General features: G+C 66.7%; 12 protein-coding genes. 8 read left to right on the top strand and 4 right to left on the bottom strand.

The features are described from left to right. Nucleotides 1-4: 4 nt before the first annotated feature. Both ACGTN6_RS11805 and zapE read left to right on the top strand, forming a co-directional pair. On the top strand, nt 5-925 hold the full coding sequence (locus ACGTN6_RS11805; protein ID WP_394591735.1) for a DUF808 domain-containing protein: 921 nt from the start codon (nt 5-7) through the stop codon (nt 923-925). 10 nt (nt 926-935) lie between these two features. Beyond that, a complete protein-coding gene (gene zapE, locus ACGTN6_RS11800; protein ID WP_394591733.1) occupies nt 936-2,063 on the top strand; it encodes a cell division protein ZapE in 1,128 nt (375 codons plus the stop codon). Between the two features lie 15 nt (nt 2,064-2,078). Here zapE and ACGTN6_RS11795 read toward each other — a convergent pair whose 3' ends face one another. After that, nucleotides 2,079-3,575 (bottom strand): alpha-amylase, encoded by a 1,497-nt coding sequence (locus ACGTN6_RS11795; RefSeq protein WP_394591732.1) that lies wholly within the window; start codon nt 3,573-3,575, stop codon nt 2,079-2,081. Between the two features lie 256 nt (nt 3,576-3,831). Here ACGTN6_RS11795 and malE point away from each other — a divergent pair, with 256 nt between their 5' ends. The 6 genes from malE (at nt 3,832) to ACGTN6_RS11765 (ending at nt 10,797) form a co-directional block, all read left to right on the top strand. Continuing rightward, the gene (malE, locus tag ACGTN6_RS11790; RefSeq protein ID WP_394591731.1) at nt 3,832-5,028 is read left to right on the top strand and encodes a maltose/maltodextrin ABC transporter substrate-binding protein MalE; all 1,197 of its coding nucleotides are present in this window, start codon (nt 3,832-3,834) and stop codon (nt 5,026-5,028) included. Between the two features lie 71 nt (nt 5,029-5,099). Then, on the top strand, nt 5,100-6,671 hold the full coding sequence (gene malF, locus ACGTN6_RS11785; RefSeq protein ID WP_394591730.1) for a maltose ABC transporter permease MalF: 1,572 nt from the start codon (nt 5,100-5,102) through the stop codon (nt 6,669-6,671). 11 nt (nt 6,672-6,682) lie between these two features. After that, nucleotides 6,683-7,573 carry a maltose ABC transporter permease MalG gene (gene malG, locus ACGTN6_RS11780; protein WP_394591729.1) on the top strand — a complete coding sequence of 297 codons (891 nt, stop codon included), beginning with the start codon at nt 6,683-6,685 and terminating at the stop codon, nt 7,571-7,573. Between the two features lie 374 nt (nt 7,574-7,947). Further along, nucleotides 7,948-9,216, top strand: a complete 1,269-nt coding sequence (locus ACGTN6_RS11775; RefSeq protein WP_394591728.1) for a maltoporin — start codon at nt 7,948-7,950, stop codon at nt 9,214-9,216. Between the two features lie 98 nt (nt 9,217-9,314). Continuing rightward, nucleotides 9,315-10,229 (top strand): MalM family protein, encoded by a 915-nt coding sequence (locus ACGTN6_RS11770; protein WP_394591727.1) that lies wholly within the window; start codon nt 9,315-9,317, stop codon nt 10,227-10,229. 67 nt (nt 10,230-10,296) lie between these two features. After that, the gene (locus tag ACGTN6_RS11765; protein ID WP_394591726.1) at nt 10,297-10,797 is read left to right on the top strand and encodes a DUF1993 family protein; all 501 of its coding nucleotides are present in this window, start codon (nt 10,297-10,299) and stop codon (nt 10,795-10,797) included. A 54-nt stretch (nt 10,798-10,851) separates the two neighbouring features. Here the strand turns inward: ACGTN6_RS11765 and ugpC are convergent, their stop codons facing one another. From ugpC to malT, 3 genes are all read right to left on the bottom strand, one after another. Next, a complete protein-coding gene (gene ugpC, locus ACGTN6_RS11760; RefSeq protein ID WP_394591725.1) occupies nt 10,852-11,967 on the bottom strand; it encodes a sn-glycerol-3-phosphate ABC transporter ATP-binding protein UgpC in 1,116 nt (371 codons plus the stop codon). Beyond that, nucleotides 11,955-13,628, bottom strand: a complete 1,674-nt coding sequence (locus ACGTN6_RS11755) for an alpha-amylase family glycosyl hydrolase (RefSeq protein ID WP_394591724.1) — start codon at nt 13,626-13,628, stop codon at nt 11,955-11,957. Before ACGTN6_RS11755 ends, ugpC begins: the two co-directional genes overlap by 13 nt. A 162-nt stretch (nt 13,629-13,790) precedes the next feature. Then, nucleotides 13,791-16,502, bottom strand: coding sequence for an HTH-type transcriptional regulator MalT (malT, locus tag ACGTN6_RS11750; RefSeq protein WP_394591723.1), 2,712 nt, complete (start codon nt 16,500-16,502; stop codon nt 13,791-13,793). Nucleotides 16,503-16,629 lie beyond the last annotated feature (127 nt).

The raw sequence follows: 16,629 nt of genomic DNA, 5'->3' as shown, positions 1-16,629 counted from the left end.
CGCCGTGGCCGGAAGCAGCCTGCTGACCCTGATCGACGACATCGCGACCCTGCTCGATGACGTCTCGCTGATGACCAAGGTGGCGGCCAAGAAGACCGCGGGGGTACTGGGCGATGACCTGGCCCTCAACGCCCAGCAGGTGACCGGCGTACATGCCGACCGCGAGCTGCCGGTCGTGTGGGCGGTGGCCAAGGGCTCGCTGCGCAACAAGGCGATCCTGATCCCCGCGGCGCTCGCGATCAGCGCCTTCCTGCCGGTGCTGGTGACGGTGTTGCTGATGCTGGGTGGCGCCTACCTCTGCTACGAAGGGGCCGAGAAACTGGCCCACAAGTTCTTGCACGGCGAGGAAGACGAGGCCGAGCATGCGCGCCGCGTCGAGGCGTTGGCCGGGGAGGGCGTCGACATGCGCGAGTTCGAGCGTCAGCGCATCAAGGGCGCCATCCGCACCGACTTCGTTCTCTCCGCCGAGGTCATCGTCATCACCCTGGGCAGCGTGGCCGGGGCGGCCCTGGGCCAGCAGGTGACGGTGCTGGTCGGCATCGCGGTGCTGATGACCGCCGGCGTCTATGGCCTGGTCGCCGGCATCGTCAAGCTGGATGACCTGGGGCTCTACCTGAGCCGCCACGACGGTGCCCTGGCCGGATTGGGCCGTGGCCTGGTCACTGCCGCGCCTTGGCTGATGAAGCTGCTGTCGGTAGTCGGCACCGCCGCCATGTTCCTGGTCGGCGGCGGTATCCTCGGCCACGGCGTGCCCGCTCTGCATCATCTCGTCCAGGGCGTGGCCGAGGCGGACCTGGCCGTGCCGGGACTCGAGGCTGTCGTTCACGGTGTGGGGCCGATGCTGCTCAATCTGGTGATCGGGCTTGTGGCCGGCGCACTGGTGCTGGGTTCTGTGACGCTGATCCAGAAGCTGCGTCGGGGCTGAGATGGCATTGATGGCTCGGTCTTCTCCAGTCGGCCCCGAGTCGGTCTATCGTGAGGCTCTCGAGCGGCATGGCTTTGTCGAAGATCCCGCCCAGTGGCGGGCCGTCGAGGCGTTGGAGGCGACCCACCGGGCCCTGGCGCGCGGAGAGCCTGCGCCGGACGGCGTCTACTTATGGGGCTCGGTCGGGCGGGGCAAGACCTGGCTGATGGATCGCTTCCATGACGGGCTGACGGTGCCGTCGCGCCGACTGCACTTCCATCACTTCATGCGCTGGGTGCATCGGCGGCAGTTCCAGCTCTCCGGCACGCCCGATCCGCTGCGTCATCTGGCGGCGGAGCTCGCCGCCGAGGTGCGGGTGCTGTGTCTCGACGAGCTGTTCGTCAACGATATCGCCGATGCCATGCTGCTGGGGCGTCTGTTCGAGGCCCTGTTCGAACGGGGACTGGTGCTGGTGGCGACCTCCAACCAGGCGCCGGAGCAGCTCTATGCGGACGGCTTCAACCGTGAGCGCTTCCTGCCGGCGATCGACGCGATCAATCGCCACATGGGCGTGGTGCACCTGGACGGCGACCAGGACCATCGCCGTCATCCCGGGGCGGGACAGCGCCGCTACTGGGTGCTCGAGCCGGACCAGCCGACGTCCCTGGCGGCAGTCTTCGATACGCTGAGCGCCGGCGAGGGCTGGGTGCCCGATCCCGTCGAGATCGGCCACCGGCCCATTCCGGTGGAGGCGAGAAGCGAGACGGTGCTGTGGTGTCGCTTTGCTGCCCTGTGTGAGGCTCCGCTGTCGGCGCTGGACTTCATCGACCTGTGCGATCGTTTCCGTCATGTGCTGATCGGGGAGTTGCCGCGGCTTGATGGCGGGCCGGCCCTGGGCAGCATTGCCCGAGGCACGGAAGATGCCAGCCGTCGCGTGGTGGCCGGCGATCGCGAGCTGCCGGCGCTGACCCGCCAGGACGATGGCGTGCGGCGTTTCATCGCCCTGGTCGATGAGTGCTATGACCGGGGCGTGCCGCTCTACCTCGAGGCGGAGGTCCCGCTCGAGGAGCTCTACCGGGTCGGGCACCTGTCCTTTCCCTTCCGCCGCACCCTGAGCCGGCTCGGCGAGATGCAGCTGGCGCGCTTCGGGTGCGGCTGACGGCTCCGGCCGTTGTCATGGCGCGGGCCGGTCGGCGCGCAGCGCCACGGCATCGTCGCGGGGGACCGCGAACTCGGCCCGGCCGGCCGCGTCCACCGTCACCCGGGTGGTGCAGTCATCCAGCAGGTTGCAGTACTCGCCCGCCGGCAGGCCGGTGTCGAGCGTGGCCGCCCAGGTCGTATCGGCACGATTCATGGCCAGAAAGCCGCGCGCGCCGCGCGCGAAGGCGATGCGCGAGTCGCCGTCCGCCTGCCAGTGGGCGAGCGGGGCGTCGCCGACCGCCTCGCGGAAGCCGACCATGGCGGTGATCTCGGGCCAACGATGCTCGCAGACCCAGCCGTGTCGCTCCAGCTCGTCGCGGGCCAGGCAGCCCAGGCCCTCCTCGCCATGCACCGGCCGGGTGCGCCAGCCCTCCTCGGCCAGTGCGGGCGGGCCCTGGTCGCCATTGTCGAAGGTATAGCTCGACATCAGCTTGGGCGTGCCATAGGGCCAGGCCAGCATGAAGACGTTGGCCAGCGGGTAGAGGGCATCGCGGTGCATCAGCATGTCGCCCCCCACATGGCCGCGCTGCTTGTCGTGATTGTCGACGAACACCAGGGCCTCGTCGCCGGTCAGCCAGCCATTGCCCCGGCCCAGCGTCTCGAGGCTGGCCAGGTCGCCCTCCTTGATGGCCCGGGCCAGGTCCTGGGAGTAGCCGAATTCGGTGACCGCGGCGGCAGGGGCATATTCCCGCTTCTTGATCGGCTCGCTGCCCGGATCGATCACCTCCTGGAACACATAGGGTTCGCCTTCGAGACGGTCGAGTATCGCCGCGATATCCGCCGCCGGCATGTGCTTGGCAGCGTCGATGCGCAGTCCGCCTACGCCGAGGTCGAGCAGCGACTGCAGATAGCCGGCGATGCTCTCGCGTATCGCCTCGCGCTCGGTGGCCAAGTCGGCCAGCCCCAGCAGGTGGCAGGTCTGCACCTCGTAGCGGTCTTGATAGTTCTGGATCTGGTCGTTGCCGTGACGGTCGCAGTGGTGGAAGTGGTCGGGCCGGTACAGCTCGCCGTAGTGGAAGGGGGAGTAGACGGTACCGGCGATGCCGACCCCTTCGCCGATGCCGGCCATATGGTTGATCACCGCATCGGCGACGATGACGACCCCGGCGGCGTCGCAGCGCGCGACCATCTCGGCGAAGCCCTCGCGGTCGCCGCTGCGCGAGGTCAGCGCATAGCTCACCGGCTGGTAGCGGGCCCACCAGGCCCCGTCGACGGCGTCGAGGGCGATATGCTCGTTGGCCGGTGAGACCTGTACGGCGTTGATGCCGGCCGGGCCGAGATGGGTCTCGCACTCGGCGGCGATATCGTCCCAGCGCCATTCGAACAGATGCACCATCACCGCTTGCGCGTCGCCCAGGCGCAGGGGATCGCCCCGGGAAGGGGAGGTGTCGGTGGCGGCTATGGCCGGCGGGGCCGACAGGGCCAGGGTCGCGGCCAGGGCGATCGAACCGGGCAATTGCTGTGCTGTCATGGGTATTCCGTTGTGGTTGTCGTGGAGGGAAGGCATGGTCCGACCCATGCTAGCGGCGAGCATCGAACCTGGCCTCCTCCTGCAGGATGACTGGCTTCCCCCTCCCTACGCCCCACCCATACGCCACCCCTGCGCCCCGCGGGGAGGAGGCGGGTCGGGGGGCGATTGGCGACCCTTGTCGCAGAGAAAGACCGCCGCCTGCCGGATCGGGCTTTCTCGCTGAAAGACGACGGTTCACAACAACAAGGGGCTCGACATGACACGACGCCACGCCTTCCTCACTCCACTGCTGGTCGCCACGCTAGGTGCCGGGTCCGCGTTGCCGGCGATGGCCTTCGAGGATGACTCACTGACCATCTGGATGGGGGACAACAAGGGGCCCGAGGGCATCCGCGAGGTGGCCGATCGCTTCACCGCCGACACCGGGATCGCCATCGACATCGTCCACCCCGATAACCTCACCGACCGCTTCCAGCAAGCCGCCGGTAGCGGCCAAGGGCCGGACATTGTCATCTGGGCTCACGATCGCATGGGTGAGTGGGCCCAGAGTGGGCTGCTCAAGCGCGTCGCACCGGGTGATGCCTACCGTGAGCGTTACTTCGACTTCACCTGGGACGCCGTGGTCTGGAACGGCGAGACCTACGGCTATCCCATCTCGGTGGAGTCGCTGGGCCTGATCTATAACAAGGCCCTGGTGAAGACGCCGCCCGAGAGTTTCGCCGAGCTGGCAGAGCTCGATGCCGAACTCGAGCAAGAGGGCAAGAAGGCGATTCTCTTCGACTATGGCGAGCCGTATTACGGCTGGACGCTGCTGGCGGCCAACGGCGGTTACCCCTTTCGGCGCACCGAAGGCGGCTACGACGTCGACGATATCGGCGTCAACAACGCCGGTGCGCTGGCGGGGGCCGAGCATCTTCAGGAACTCATCGAGAGCGGGGTGCTGCCCGAGGGCACTGACTACAGCATGATGGATACCCGCTTCAACCGCGGCGAGGTGGCCGCCATGATCAGCGGTCCCTGGGCCTGGGGCAATCTGGACAAGAGCGGCATCGACTACGGCGTGACCCTGCTGCCCAGGGTCGGCGACGAGCGGGCCAAGCCGATGTTCGGGGTGACGACGGCGATGATCAATTCGGCCTCGCCCAACGACTTTCTGGCCACCGAGTTCCTCGAGAGCTACCTGCTCAGCGAGCAAGGCCTGCGCACCTTCAATAGCGATGGCTCGCTGGGGGCCGTGGCCCACAAGGTCTACCAGCAGGAGCTGGAGAGCGACCCGCGGATCGCCGCGACCCTGGAGAACGCCGAGCTCGGCGAGCCGATGCCCAATATCCCCGAGATGGGCGCCTTCTGGTCGGCCATGGAGCCGGCCCTGCAGAACATCGGCAGCGGCCGCCAGGCCCCGCAGGCGGCCCTCGATGCCGCCGCCGAGCGCATCCACAACGCCATCCAGTAACCACAACGCCGCACCTGGTGCCGCCGGCCGTGCCGCTGAGGCACGGTCGATGGCCCGGGGAGGGACTCGCCATGTACACGACCAATGCGTCGCGCGGCCTGCCGCGCCATCGTTCCCGCTACCCCACTGAGCGCTACACCCGCTGGGCCCTGCGCGCCCTGACGGTGGCGCTGGTGCTTGCCACCCTGTGGCTGGTGGTGGCCTTCCACCTGCGCGGCCAGTGGATGTTCGCGCTGCTGTTCCTGGTGCTGGGCGCCTCGTTGGCGATCGTCTTCGGCAAGCGCCAGCTGATGAGCCACCGCTACATCTTCCCGGCGCTGGCCGGGATGGGCGTGTTCGTGATCTTCCCGTTGCTCTATACCTTCGGCATCAGCTTCAGCAACTACAGCTCGAGCAACCTGCTCAGCGAGGAGCGGGTTCGCGCTCAGTTCCTCGAGCAGACCTACCAGGCCGAGGGCCAGGCCTTCGACTTCCGGCTGTACCAGGATGGCGGTCAGGTGCGGCTCTACCTCGAGACTCCGGGAGCCGGGCTGGAAGGGGCTCGGCGCCTGGCCTCGGTGCCGCTGGCCGAGGCTGGCGACGGGGAGCCGTTGGCGGTGCGTCCGGTCGAGGCGGCACCGGCCGGCGAGGCGCTGGGCTTGCGCGAAGTGATCGCCCGGCGTGATGTCCTCGAGGGCCTGACCCTGGTGACGCCTGACGGCACGGAGCTGCGTATGGCCGGCCTGCGTCGCTTCGCACCGATGCTGCCGCGCTTCGAGTCGAATTCCGATGGCAGCCTCACCGACCTGCGCGACGGCACTACCCTGACGCCCGACCGCGAGACAGGTTTCTTCGTCACAGAAGATGGCGAGCGCCTGACCCCCGGCTGGCCGGTGGCGGTGGGCCTCGACAACTACGCCAAGATCTTCACCGACCCCGACATCCGCGGGCCCTTCCTGCAGATATTCGTCTGGACCTTCGTCTTCGCCGGGCTGACGGTGGCGTTCACCCTGGCGGTGGGCTTCGTGCTGGCGTCGCTGCTGCAGTGGGAGCAGCTGCGCGGCAAGGCCATCTACCGCACCCTGTTGATCCTGCCCTATGCGGTGCCGGCCTTCATCTCGATCCTGATCTTCAAGGGGATGTTCAACCAGCACTACGGTGAGATCAATCTGATCCTCGAGAATGTCTTCGGCATTAGCCCCGACTGGTTCACCGACCCGGCGCTGGCGCGCACCATGCTGCTGGTGGTCAACACCTGGCTGGGCTATCCGTACATGCTGCTGCTGTGCATGGGGCTGATCCAGTCTATCCCCCGTGACCTCTTCGAAGCCTCGGCGGTGGACGGCGGCGGGCCGCTGACCAACATGTTCAGGATCACGCTGCCGCTGATCCTCAAGCCGCTGACGCCGCTGCTGATCGCCGCCTTCGCCTTCAACTTCAATAACTTCGTGCTGATCGCCCTGCTCACCGGCGGCAAGCCGGGCATCCTCGGCGCCAGCACCCCGGCGGGCACCACCGACCTGCTGGTCAGCTACACCTACCGCATCGCCTTCCAGGATGCCGGCCAGAACTTCGGCCTGGCGGCGGCCATCGCCACCCTGATCTTCCTGCTGGTGGTGGGGCTGTCATTGCTCAATCTGCGGCTTTCCAAGGTCAAGGTCTGAGGAGCTTCATCATGGCCATGGTTCAACCCCGTACGATCCGCGCCCGCAAGCTGGGCGCTCACCTCGCCCTGTTGGGCTTCGTCAGCCTGGTGGTGTTTCCGCTGCTGCTGGTGATCTCGATTTCCTTCCGTGAGGGCAACTTCGCCACCGGCAGCCTGATTCCCGAGCGTTTCTCTCTGGAGCACTGGGCGCTGGCATTCGGCATCCCCTGGGAGCGTGCCGACGGCAGCATCGTCCAGCCGCCGTTCCCCGTGCTGCTGTGGCTGTGGAACTCGATCAAGGTGGCGCTGGTGTCATCGCTGATGATCCTCGCGCTCTCCACTACCAGCGCCTACGCCTTCGCGCGCATGCGCTTCAAGGGCAAGGCGCCGATCCTCAAGGGCATGCTGATCTTCCAGATGTTCCCGGCGGTGCTGTCGCTGGTGGCGCTCTATGCGCTGTTCGACCGCCTCGGGCAACTGGTGCCCTGGCTGGGTATCAACACCCACGGTGCGTTGATCCTCGCTTCGCTGGGCGCGGTAGCACTGCACATATGGACCATCAAGGGCTACTTCGAGTCCATCGACGGCTCCCTGGAGGAGGCGGCGGTGGTCGACGGCGCCAGCACCTGGCAGGCCTTCTACCACATCCTGCTACCGCTGTCGGTGCCGATCCTGATGGTGGTGTTCATCCTTGCCTTCATCATGTCGATCATGGAGTACCCCATGGCCTCGGTGCTGCTGCTCGACGAGGACAAGCTGACGCTTGCCGTGGGCGCCCAGCAGTACCTCGCCGACCACAATCAGCGCTGGGGCGACTTCGCCGCCGCGGCGGTGCTCTCGGGGTTACCCATCACCCTGGTCTTCCTGCTCTGCCAGCGCTGGATCGTAGGTGGCCTCACCTCGGGGGGGGTAAAGGGCTGAGTCCCCCGTTCTCCATCGCTCTTTCCCCATCGCTCCTTGCTTGCCCCGTAACGCTCGCTTCCCCGGCCATGTGCCGGGTTTTTTTCGCTTATCCCGCCACAGACACGTGTCGGTCGATGCCGGCACCGGCCGTGGGATGGTCTCGCGCTGTCGCCGATCACCGGTCTCGCATGACTTTCCACCAAAGGCTTACACCCGACATCCCCCTTCCCTACGCCCCTCGTCCCCTCCCTCGCTCGGGGGCGTGGGGAGGGTCAAGGCAGATGGCATCCGGGCGAAAGTGGCTGCAGCGCCAGCGGCGCTGACTTCATGCACGCCCCCGGGGCCAAACGATGGTCTGGGGATGGGAACGAGACAACAACAAGGGGATCATCATGCGTCTCTCGCATCACACGTCATTTCGGCTCTCCATGGCGGCGGCCGCCATGGTTCTGGGCACGACAGCGGCACAGGCAGCCGACGTCGATTTCCATGGCTATGCCCGTTCCGGCATCGGCTCGACCAGTGGCGGCGGCGATCAGGCTTGCTTCCAGGCGGCCGGGGCACCGGCCAAGTATCGCCTCGGCAATGAGTGCGAGACCTACGCCGAACTGGGGCTCGGCTCGACGCTCTACGAGGAAGATGGAAAGTCGTTCTATTTCGACAGCCTGGTGGCCTACGTCAACGAACAGGCCAACGACTTCGAATCCCTGGATGGCGCGAGCGACGATGGCAACACCATCGCCCTGCGCCAGCTCAACGTCCAGGCCAAGGGGGTCATCGAGTCGCTTCCCGAAGCCACGCTGTGGGCCGGCAAGCGGTTCTACCAGCGTCACGACATCCACATGAATGACTTCTACTACTGGGATCTTTCCGGTCCCGGTGGTGGCATAGAGAACGTCGACCTGGGATTTGCCAAGCTGAGCCTGGCCTGGTTGCGCAACACCAGCACCGACTCCGAGTTTCCCGACGCCAGCCAGAATCTGGCCAACAATACCTTCGACGTACGCCTGGCGGGAATCGCCACCAATCCGGGCGGTAGCCTCGAGATCGGTTACGACTATGGCGCCGCAACACTGACCGAGGCCCAGGATCGAGCCGGTATCGATCCTGAAAAGGGACACATGCTGACCCTCGAACACACTCAGGGGGACTGGTTCGGCGGTTTCAACAAGCTGGTCTTCCAATATGCCACCGACGGCATCATCGGCAGCGCCGGTCGTCCCACCACGGCGTCGGCCACGCCCGAGGGCAGCATGGTACGAGTGATCGATCACGGCCTCGTCGAGCTCTCGCCCAATGTCGACATGCTGTACGCGGCCATCTATGAGGATCGTGACCTCGACAACGGCCAGGGACAGACCTGGATGTCTTCCGGTATCCGCCCGACCTATTACTGGAGCGATACCCAGAGTACGGCGCTGGAGCTTGGCTACGATCGGATCGATCCCCAGCAGGGCGATCTGGACACGGTCGATCTGACCAAGCTGACGCTGGCCCAGCAATGGTCGGCGGGCCGCGGTGCCTTTGCCCGCCCGGTGCTGCGTGCCTTCGCTACCTATGCGAACTGGGATGGTGATGTCTACAACGCGGCCAGCGAGTCCATCGACATGGGCGAGGACGATGGTGTCACCGTCGGCCTGCAGGTCGAGGCCTGGTGGTAAGCAAGATCGTGATGTCAGCAATGCCTGCTGATACTTGGCCGACACCGCCCGAGGCGGGGTCGGCATTTTTTCTGGTCGCCGTGACAGGAGGCTTCTTCATGATTCCGGCAAAGACCCTGGTGGCGGTGGCGCTGGGAACGCTCTGGCTGAGCGGCTGTGCTACCTCGACATCGCCATCCTCCATGCCCGCCGATGCTGAATGGCTCGATCGCGCAAGCGACTGTTGTGCGGAACTCGCCGACCTGCCCCTGATGGACCTGTCCACCCGCGGCTCGCAGGAACTCGAGTTCGGTCCCATGGCACCGGTTCATCGCTTCGATACCGGCGTGAGTGCTTTCCGGGCGCTGCGATTGCCCCGCAGCTCAGGTCCGCTGCGACTCGAGCTGGTGAGTGCCGTACAGCGAGACGTCCGGGGCCAGCCCGCGTTGTTTGCGCCGACGCTGCTGATCCTCGACGAGGCCGGGCGCATTCGTCGTCGCCATGACTGGCAGGAGTTCACCTACCGTCCCGCTCAAGGGCTGAAGGGCGATCGCCTGACGCTGAGTCTCGATGTGATGCCCTCGAGCGATGCCGATCGCCTGGTCGTGTTGACGACCGAGGCGGCGCTGTCCGCCGAGACCGAGCTGCTGCATCCTGCGCGGGCCTTGGCCCGGGCCCGCCACCTGGCCGAGCCGGCGGTGCTCAATCCGCTGGCCGTTCACAGGGCCAGGGGCGAGGTGACGCTGCGGGTCCACCCCATCGGCGAGACGGCCGGTCTGTTGGCGCCACTGATGGCAGGCGGAGGCGATGAGCCGGCGCCTGTGTCGCCCCCCGCGGACGCCGGGATGGCGAAGACGGCCGATACGGTGCCCCACGGGCAACCGACGCCGGCGCCGCTGGACTGGCGGCGTACCATCCGAGCCGCCCTGGCGGCCGGTGACCTGGATCTGGCGATGTCGCTGGCCGAGCGAGCCGAGCTGGCCGGTGAAACGGGCACTCGACGCTGGTTGGCACAACAGCTGGAGCGACGCTGATGACCGCTGCGCCGGCAAGCATGGGCCTCTGGGGCGGAGCACGCCCTTGAACACGAAGGAGAGAGAAATGTTGCCGCGAGACCTGTTCGTGCGCTACCTGGAACGGCTGTCCAGGCTCATGGGGACGATCGAGCGTCATGATACGCAGGGCGGCGGTGTGCTCCATGCTAGCCTGGCGCCGGACATGTTCCCGTTGCTGACCCAGGCACGGATCACCGCGAACTTTGCACTCCGGGCCTGCTGTCAGTTGGCGGCGGTCCCGGTGGTCAGCTTCGACGATACCGATGATACCTACGTGGGTCTGGAGGAGCAGCTTCGCCGCAGTCGGGAGTACATCGTGTCCCTCGTCATTCCGGGAGAGCCGCGTGCCTTGCCCATAGGGCAGGATACGGCGGGTGACGCCGCCATCTCCTTGCCCATGGACGAATACGTTCACGCCTTTGCCCTGCCGAACTTCTTCTTTCATCTGTCGATGGTCTATGCGATCGCCAGGGCGGCCGGCGTCCCGCTGGGCAAGGCGGACTTCGATGGTTACCACCAGTATCCGCCCGGGTTTTCCTTCCGCTAGCGGCGGACGCCTGGCGGCCCTGGAACATCCGGGACCGCCAGGTTCCAGGGGCGTTCAGGCGACGATGCCGGGGATTTCCACCTGGCGTGGGCAGGCCGTACCGTCCGACGCGAACAGGTGGCAGTGGTCGCCGGCCAGCCCCAGGGTGACGACCTGATGTTCCTCAAGATGCGCCAGACCGTCGAGACGCTGGGTAATCGTGCCTTCGACCCCCTCCACTCGTAGGTGGGCGAGTGTCTCGTAGCCGAGCTTCTCGGCCACCATCAGCTGCGCCGTCAGTCGCGATTCGCCCAGGTCCGGAGTGACGAAGTCCTCGGCACGAATCCCCAGGGTGGCGGTCTCGCCCGCCGCCAGGCCGCGTCCGTCCACTGCCACGGCGAGCGTCTCGCCGGAGGGCAGGCGCACTCCCGTGCGCCGCGGGCCCGGATCGACCACCGTCACCGGCAAGGTATTGATGCGCGGCGAGCCGATGAACTCGGCCACTTCGAGAGACTGCGGGAAATGGTAGAGCGACAGCGGCGCACCGACCTGGGCGATGCGCCCACCCGAGAGCAGCACGATGCGGTCGGCCAGCGTCATGGCCTCGACCTGGTCGTGGGTGACGTAGATCATGGTGGCGCCCAGGCGCTTGTGCAGCTCGGCGATCTGCACCCGCATCTCGACCCGCAGCGAGGCATCGAGGTTGGACAGCGGCTCGTCGAACAGGAACACCGCCGGCTCCTTGACCAGGGTGCGGCCGATCGCCACCCGCTGGCGCTGGCCGCCGGAGAGGTCCTTGGGCTTGCGCTTGAGCAGCGGGGTGAGCTGCAGGATGTCGGCGGCGTGCTCGACGCGGCGGCGGATCTCTCCCTTGTCGGTGCGCGCCAGCTTGAGGCCGAAGGCCATGTTCTCTGCCACCGTCATGTGCGGGTAGAGCGCATAGGACTGGAAGACCATGCCGATGTCGCGCTCCTGGGGCGGGATCTCGTTGATCCGCTCGCCGTCCAGGCACATCTCGCCGCGGGTGATGTCCTCGAGCCCGGCGACCATGCGCAGCAGGGTCGACTTGCCGCAGCCCGAGGGGCCGACAAACACCACGAACTCGCCGTCGTCGATGGTCAGGTCGATGTCGCGCGAGATCTCGACGCCGTCATAGTCCTTGCCGATGCCTTCGAGTGTCAGTCGTCCCATGAGGCTTCCTCCGAATCGGTGGTGCAGCGGGCGATGGCGATGCCGTAGGCCGGCAGCTCAAGAGTGCCGGCCTGCCAGCGGCCGTTGACCAGGGTCGGTGCGTTGGCGAGGTTTCGGGCGGCACGCGGGGCCGGCAGCTCGCGGGGAGTGTCGGCGAAATTCAGTGCTACCAGCAGCCGCTGGTCGCGGTAGGTGCGTTCGAGGCACAGCACCTCGTCGCGTACCGGGTGGTAACGGACCTCGCCCTTGACCAGCGCCGGGTGCTCGCGGCGGAAGGCCAGCAGGTCGCGGATGGCGTTGAGCAGCGATTGTGGGTCGCTGTCCTGCCGGTCCACGGCCAGGTCGAGGTGCTCGTCCGACACCGGCAGCCAGGGCGTGGTCGGGGAGAAGCCGCCGTTGAGCGCATCGGCCTGCCACGGCAGGGGCGTGCGGCAGCCGTCGCGACCCTTGTAGGCCGGCCAGAAGGTGATGCCGGCGGGGTCGACCAGTTGATCGAAGGTCAGCTCGGCTTCGGTCAGGCCCAGTTCCTCGCCCTGGTACAGGCAGACGCTGCCGCGTTGAGTGAGCAGGAAGGCCATGTACAGCCGCAGCGCCGCGGCGTTGCCTTCGGCCCCCCAGCGGGTGGCCAGGCGGGTGACGTCGTGGTTGCCAAGCGCCCAGCATGGCCAGCCATCGCCGATGCGCGCTTCCATGGCGGTGAGCGTGTCGTGCAGGAAGGTCGGATCATGGCGCTCACCGAGCAGGTCGAAGGAGTAGGCCATGTGCAGGCGGTTACCGCCTTGGGTGTAGGCGGCCATCACGCCAAGCGAGTCGTCGTCGCCGACCTCGCCGACGCTGGTGGTGCCGGGATACTCGTCGAGCAGCGCACGCAGTTTCTCCAGGAAGACCAGATTCTCCGACTGGGTCTTGTCGTAAAGGTGGCGCTGATAGCCGTAGGGGTTATCGGGGCGTACGCCGATGAAACCCTCGGCGACGTCGTCCCGTGGCGGGTTGTCCTTCAGCTCGCCATGGGTGCAGAAGTTGATCGCGTCCAGGCGGAAACCGTCGACGCCGCGTTCCAGCCAGAAACGCACCTCGCCGAGGATGGCCTCGACCACTTCCGGATTGCGGAAGTTGAGGTCCGGTTGCTCGATCAGGAAGTTGTGCAGATAGTACTGGCAACGCCGGGTATCCCACTGCCAGGCGCTGCCGCCGAAGATCGCCTGCCAGTTGGTGGGTGGGGCGCCGTCGGGCTTGGGGTCGGCCCACACGTACCAGTCGGCTTTCGGATTGTCACGACTCTGTCGGCTTGCCCGGAACCAGGGGTGCTGGTCGGAGGTATGGGAGAGCACCTGGTCGATGGTGACCTTGAGGCCGCGGGCATGGGCGGCCTCGACCAGGCGGTCGAAGTCCTCGAGGGTGCCGAACATGGGGTCGACGCCGCGGTAGTCGCTGACGTCGTAGCCGAAGTCCTTCATCGGTGAGGTGAAGAAAGGCGACAGCCAGATGGCATCGACGTTGAGCGAGGCAATGTAATCGAGCCTGTCGATCACGCCCTGGAGGTCACCGATGCCGTCGCCGTTGGCGTCCTGAAAGCTGCGGGGGTAGATCTGATAGATGACTGCGCCGCGCCACCAGTCGGCGCCCTGACGGCCGAGGTACTGGGGAGTTTCTGTGATCATGAGCCGGGTTCTCGTCGTGGACATGCGCAGGCGTCGGCGTTGGGCCGCACCCGCGGGGAATAGCGTCAGGCTCATGGTGGCGGCGGGGGCAGCGGGAGACATCCTCCCTTCAAGAGGAGGATGGGCGTAGTCGGGGGGAGGAGTGGGCAGGCGGGCCGGCGCCTACTCCCCCTCTATGCGGGCCAGCAGGTCGCCGGCCAGGGCGATGGCCTCTTCGCGACGGCGAATGTTCTGTTTCTGGTAGAGGCTTCGGATGTGTGTCTTGACGGTGGTCGGTGCCACCGAGAGCTGCTCGGCGATCTGCTCGTTGGACAGCCCCGCATGGATCAGCCCCAGGATCTGCCATTCCCGGCGGGTCAGCGGCGAAGTGCGGATCAACTCGGGGACGTCGGGACGGGCGACGATATCGGCGATCACCGCCTCGTCGAGTATCAGTCGCACGGCGCGGCCGAAGTCGCGCTGGCGGCCGGCCAGTTCGATCAGTCGCTCGGCGCGACGCCGCGCCAGCTCATCTAGCTCGTGGTGCTCGAGCAGCCGCACGAGCATGGCGGTGAGGGGGTGGCCCAGACGCAGGAAGCTGCCGATGAGCCCCGTGCGCGAGGCCAGCTCCAGAGCGCTCGCCAGATGATCCAGCGCCGCTTCCTCGTGGCTGCATTGCCACTCCAGTGCTGCCAGGCATAGTCGGTTGCGATTGGCGTCGGTCACCAGGCCGAAGCGCTCGGTTTGCGCTTCAAGCGCCTCCAGCAGGGGCCGAGCCTCGTCCGGTCGCTCGAGCAGCATCAGCGCGCGGGCATGATTGCGGACGTTGGCCTGGGCGAAGTGGTTGCTGGCGGTCGCGGGCTCGGCGGTTGGCGCCTCCTGCAGCCAGCGGGCCACGGCGTCGCGGTCGTCGTTGGCCTGCCACCATGTCAGCAGAGTGGCGTGGGCATTGGCCCGCCAGTCGATGTGGTAGTGGCCCTCGGCAAGGATCTTGCGGATTCTCCGGACATGGTCGGCGCACTGTGCCTGGTCGCCGCGTGCCAGGGCCACCTTGGCCAGGCTGATATGGCACTGCAGGGTCCAGCTTTCCCCCTGATTGTCGAGCACCGCGATGCCGTCCAGTGCAGCCTGTTCGGCCTCGTCCAGCCGATGCCATTCCCACAGCAGTTGACTGCGGATGCGATGCAGGAATTCGGCGACCGGCAGACGATCGAGGCCGCAGTGCTCGATATGAGCGTAAGCGCGCTCCTGGATGTCATAGGCCGCCTGCAATCGTCCCTGGGCGACCAGGGTTTCCGAATGGTGACACAGGGCCCACAGCATCAGCTGATCATCGCCGATACGCCGAGCGTCCTGCTCTACCACTCGAATTCGCGATAGCGAGTCTTCCAGTTGCCCCTGGACAAAGCGTGCCTCGCAGAAGATGGCACCGGCCGATACCGGGGTGGCGGCCAGGTAGCGGGCCGGAAGGGCCAGCGCTTGTTCGGCCAACGGTGCGGCTCGTTCGGCGTCGCCCCGGTTGATCGCCAACTGCGCGCGCAAGGTGGCGAATTCGGCGGCGAGCTCTTGCCAGGCCGGCTCGTCAAGCTGGGCCTCGATCCAGGCGATGGCCTGTGCGGTGCGGTCGAACTGGTACTGGGCGTGAGAGACCCAGCCGTGGAGCAGGGTCAGATGTGGCGAGGCGACGACACGCGGCTCACCGAGCGTCGCCAGGGCCCGCGCCAGGAGCGCAAAGTGCCCCTGACCCAGCATCGTGGGGCCTTGGGCTTCGAGCAGGGCTGTCAGCGCCTCGGGATCGTCGGCTTCGATGGCTTGGGACAGCGCGAGGGCAGGGGCGTCCAGGGCCAGCCAGGCCTCGCTGGCGCGGCGATGCAGCCGGCGTTGGGCCTCCAGGCTCAGCTCGTGGCGACGATGGTGCAGGTACTGGGCGAACAAGGCATGGAAGCGGCACCACTGGTCGTGGGGATCGATGCGCTGCAGGAACAGCCCTGTTCGATCCAAGGCGGCCAGGCGCTGAGTGACCCGGTCTCCCTCCAGTAGCCGGGCCACCAGCTGCGGCGAGAAGCGCTCCAGCACGCCGAGCTGCAGCAGGAACTCGTGGTCGGTTGAGTCGAGGGTATCTTGCAGGAGGTCGTCGAACCAGGCGACGAAGTCCGGATGGGCCCCGGACAGCCGCTCGATCAGGGCATCGAAGCCGGCTCGGGTAGTGGTTCGCTCGACCAGCCAGTTGAGCGCCATTGGCCAGCCTTCGGTCAGTCGCAGGGCCCGTTCGAGGCTGACGCGTGTGGGCGGGAAACTGAGCTGTTCATCGCACAGGGTCTGGGCTTCCTCGGAGTCGAAGGCCAGCTCCATCGGGCCGATTTCCTCCAGTCCGCCGCGAAGCCGTAGCCCTGGCAGGCCCAGAGGTGGTTGGGTTGTCGAGATGAGCGTCAGGGTAAGCCAGCGTGGCTGGTGGCGAAGCCAGTAGTTGAGACCGTCGAGAATGACCGGATGGTGCAGGTGTTCGACGTTGTCGAGGACTAAGCGGCATGGGCTGGCCTCGGTCGGAAGCTCGGCCAGCCAGGACTCCAACTGGGCGTCTAGGGAGAGGGTAGCGTCCACGGCCGGTAGTGAAACTGCCAAATGCTCTCTACACAATCGGTCCAGAGCGGCGGCGAAATAAGAGGCGAAGCGTTCCGGCCTATCATCGCGGGCGTCCAGGCACAGCCAGGTGGCCCGCTGTTCGAGGGCGGGTAGTCGTTCCGCCACCAGGGTGCTCTTGCCGTAGCCCGGCGGTGCCTTGACCAGCAGCACGCGTACACGCTCATCAAGCACGAAGTGGTCGTTGAGACGAGGGCGGGCGACCAGCGTCAGTGGCAGCAGGGGAGAGGCGAGTTTTTCCTGTATCAATGGCATCCGGGGTCCCGAGACGAACATAGCTAGCCGGTTATTATGCCCGACGTGACGGCCCAGACGGGGATCACTACGACGAACGTCAAAGCCACGGCCGCGCCGCTCCAGGGCATCCGGGGTTTTGCGGTTG

The organism is Halomonas sp. B23F22_20 (genome assembly GCF_043496985.1).
Taxonomy (GTDB): Bacteria; Pseudomonadota; Gammaproteobacteria; order Pseudomonadales; family Halomonadaceae; genus Halomonas.
The sequence above is the reverse complement of the archived record's forward strand: the minus strand, read 5'-3'. Positions and strand labels throughout refer to the sequence as shown.

Excerpts from the sequence above, each read along its gene's own strand:
- malF (WP_394591730.1), top strand. The coding sequence starts at position 5,100 with ATGTACACGACCAATGCGTCGCGCGGCCTGCCGCGCCATCGTTCCCGC.
- ACGTN6_RS11795 (WP_394591732.1), bottom strand. The coding sequence starts at position 3,575 with ATGACAGCACAGCAATTGCCCGGTTCGATCGCCCTGGCCGCGACCCTG.
- ACGTN6_RS11755 (WP_394591724.1), bottom strand. The coding sequence starts at position 13,628 with ATGATCACAGAAACTCCCCAGTACCTCGGCCGTCAGGGCGCCGACTGG.
- ugpC (WP_394591725.1), bottom strand. The coding sequence starts at position 11,967 with ATGGGACGACTGACACTCGAAGGCATCGGCAAGGACTATGACGGCGTC.
- malG (WP_394591729.1), top strand. The coding sequence starts at position 6,683 with ATGGCCATGGTTCAACCCCGTACGATCCGCGCCCGCAAGCTGGGCGCT.
- ACGTN6_RS11765 (WP_394591726.1), top strand. The coding sequence starts at position 10,297 with ATGTTGCCGCGAGACCTGTTCGTGCGCTACCTGGAACGGCTGTCCAGG.
- ACGTN6_RS11775 (WP_394591728.1), top strand. The coding sequence starts at position 7,948 with ATGCGTCTCTCGCATCACACGTCATTTCGGCTCTCCATGGCGGCGGCC.
- malE (WP_394591731.1), top strand. The coding sequence starts at position 3,832 with ATGACACGACGCCACGCCTTCCTCACTCCACTGCTGGTCGCCACGCTA.
- zapE (WP_394591733.1), top strand. The coding sequence starts at position 936 with ATGGCTCGGTCTTCTCCAGTCGGCCCCGAGTCGGTCTATCGTGAGGCT.
- malT (WP_394591723.1), bottom strand. The coding sequence starts at position 16,502 with ATGCCATTGATACAGGAAAAACTCGCCTCTCCCCTGCTGCCACTGACG.
- ACGTN6_RS11770 (WP_394591727.1), top strand. The coding sequence starts at position 9,315 with ATGATTCCGGCAAAGACCCTGGTGGCGGTGGCGCTGGGAACGCTCTGG.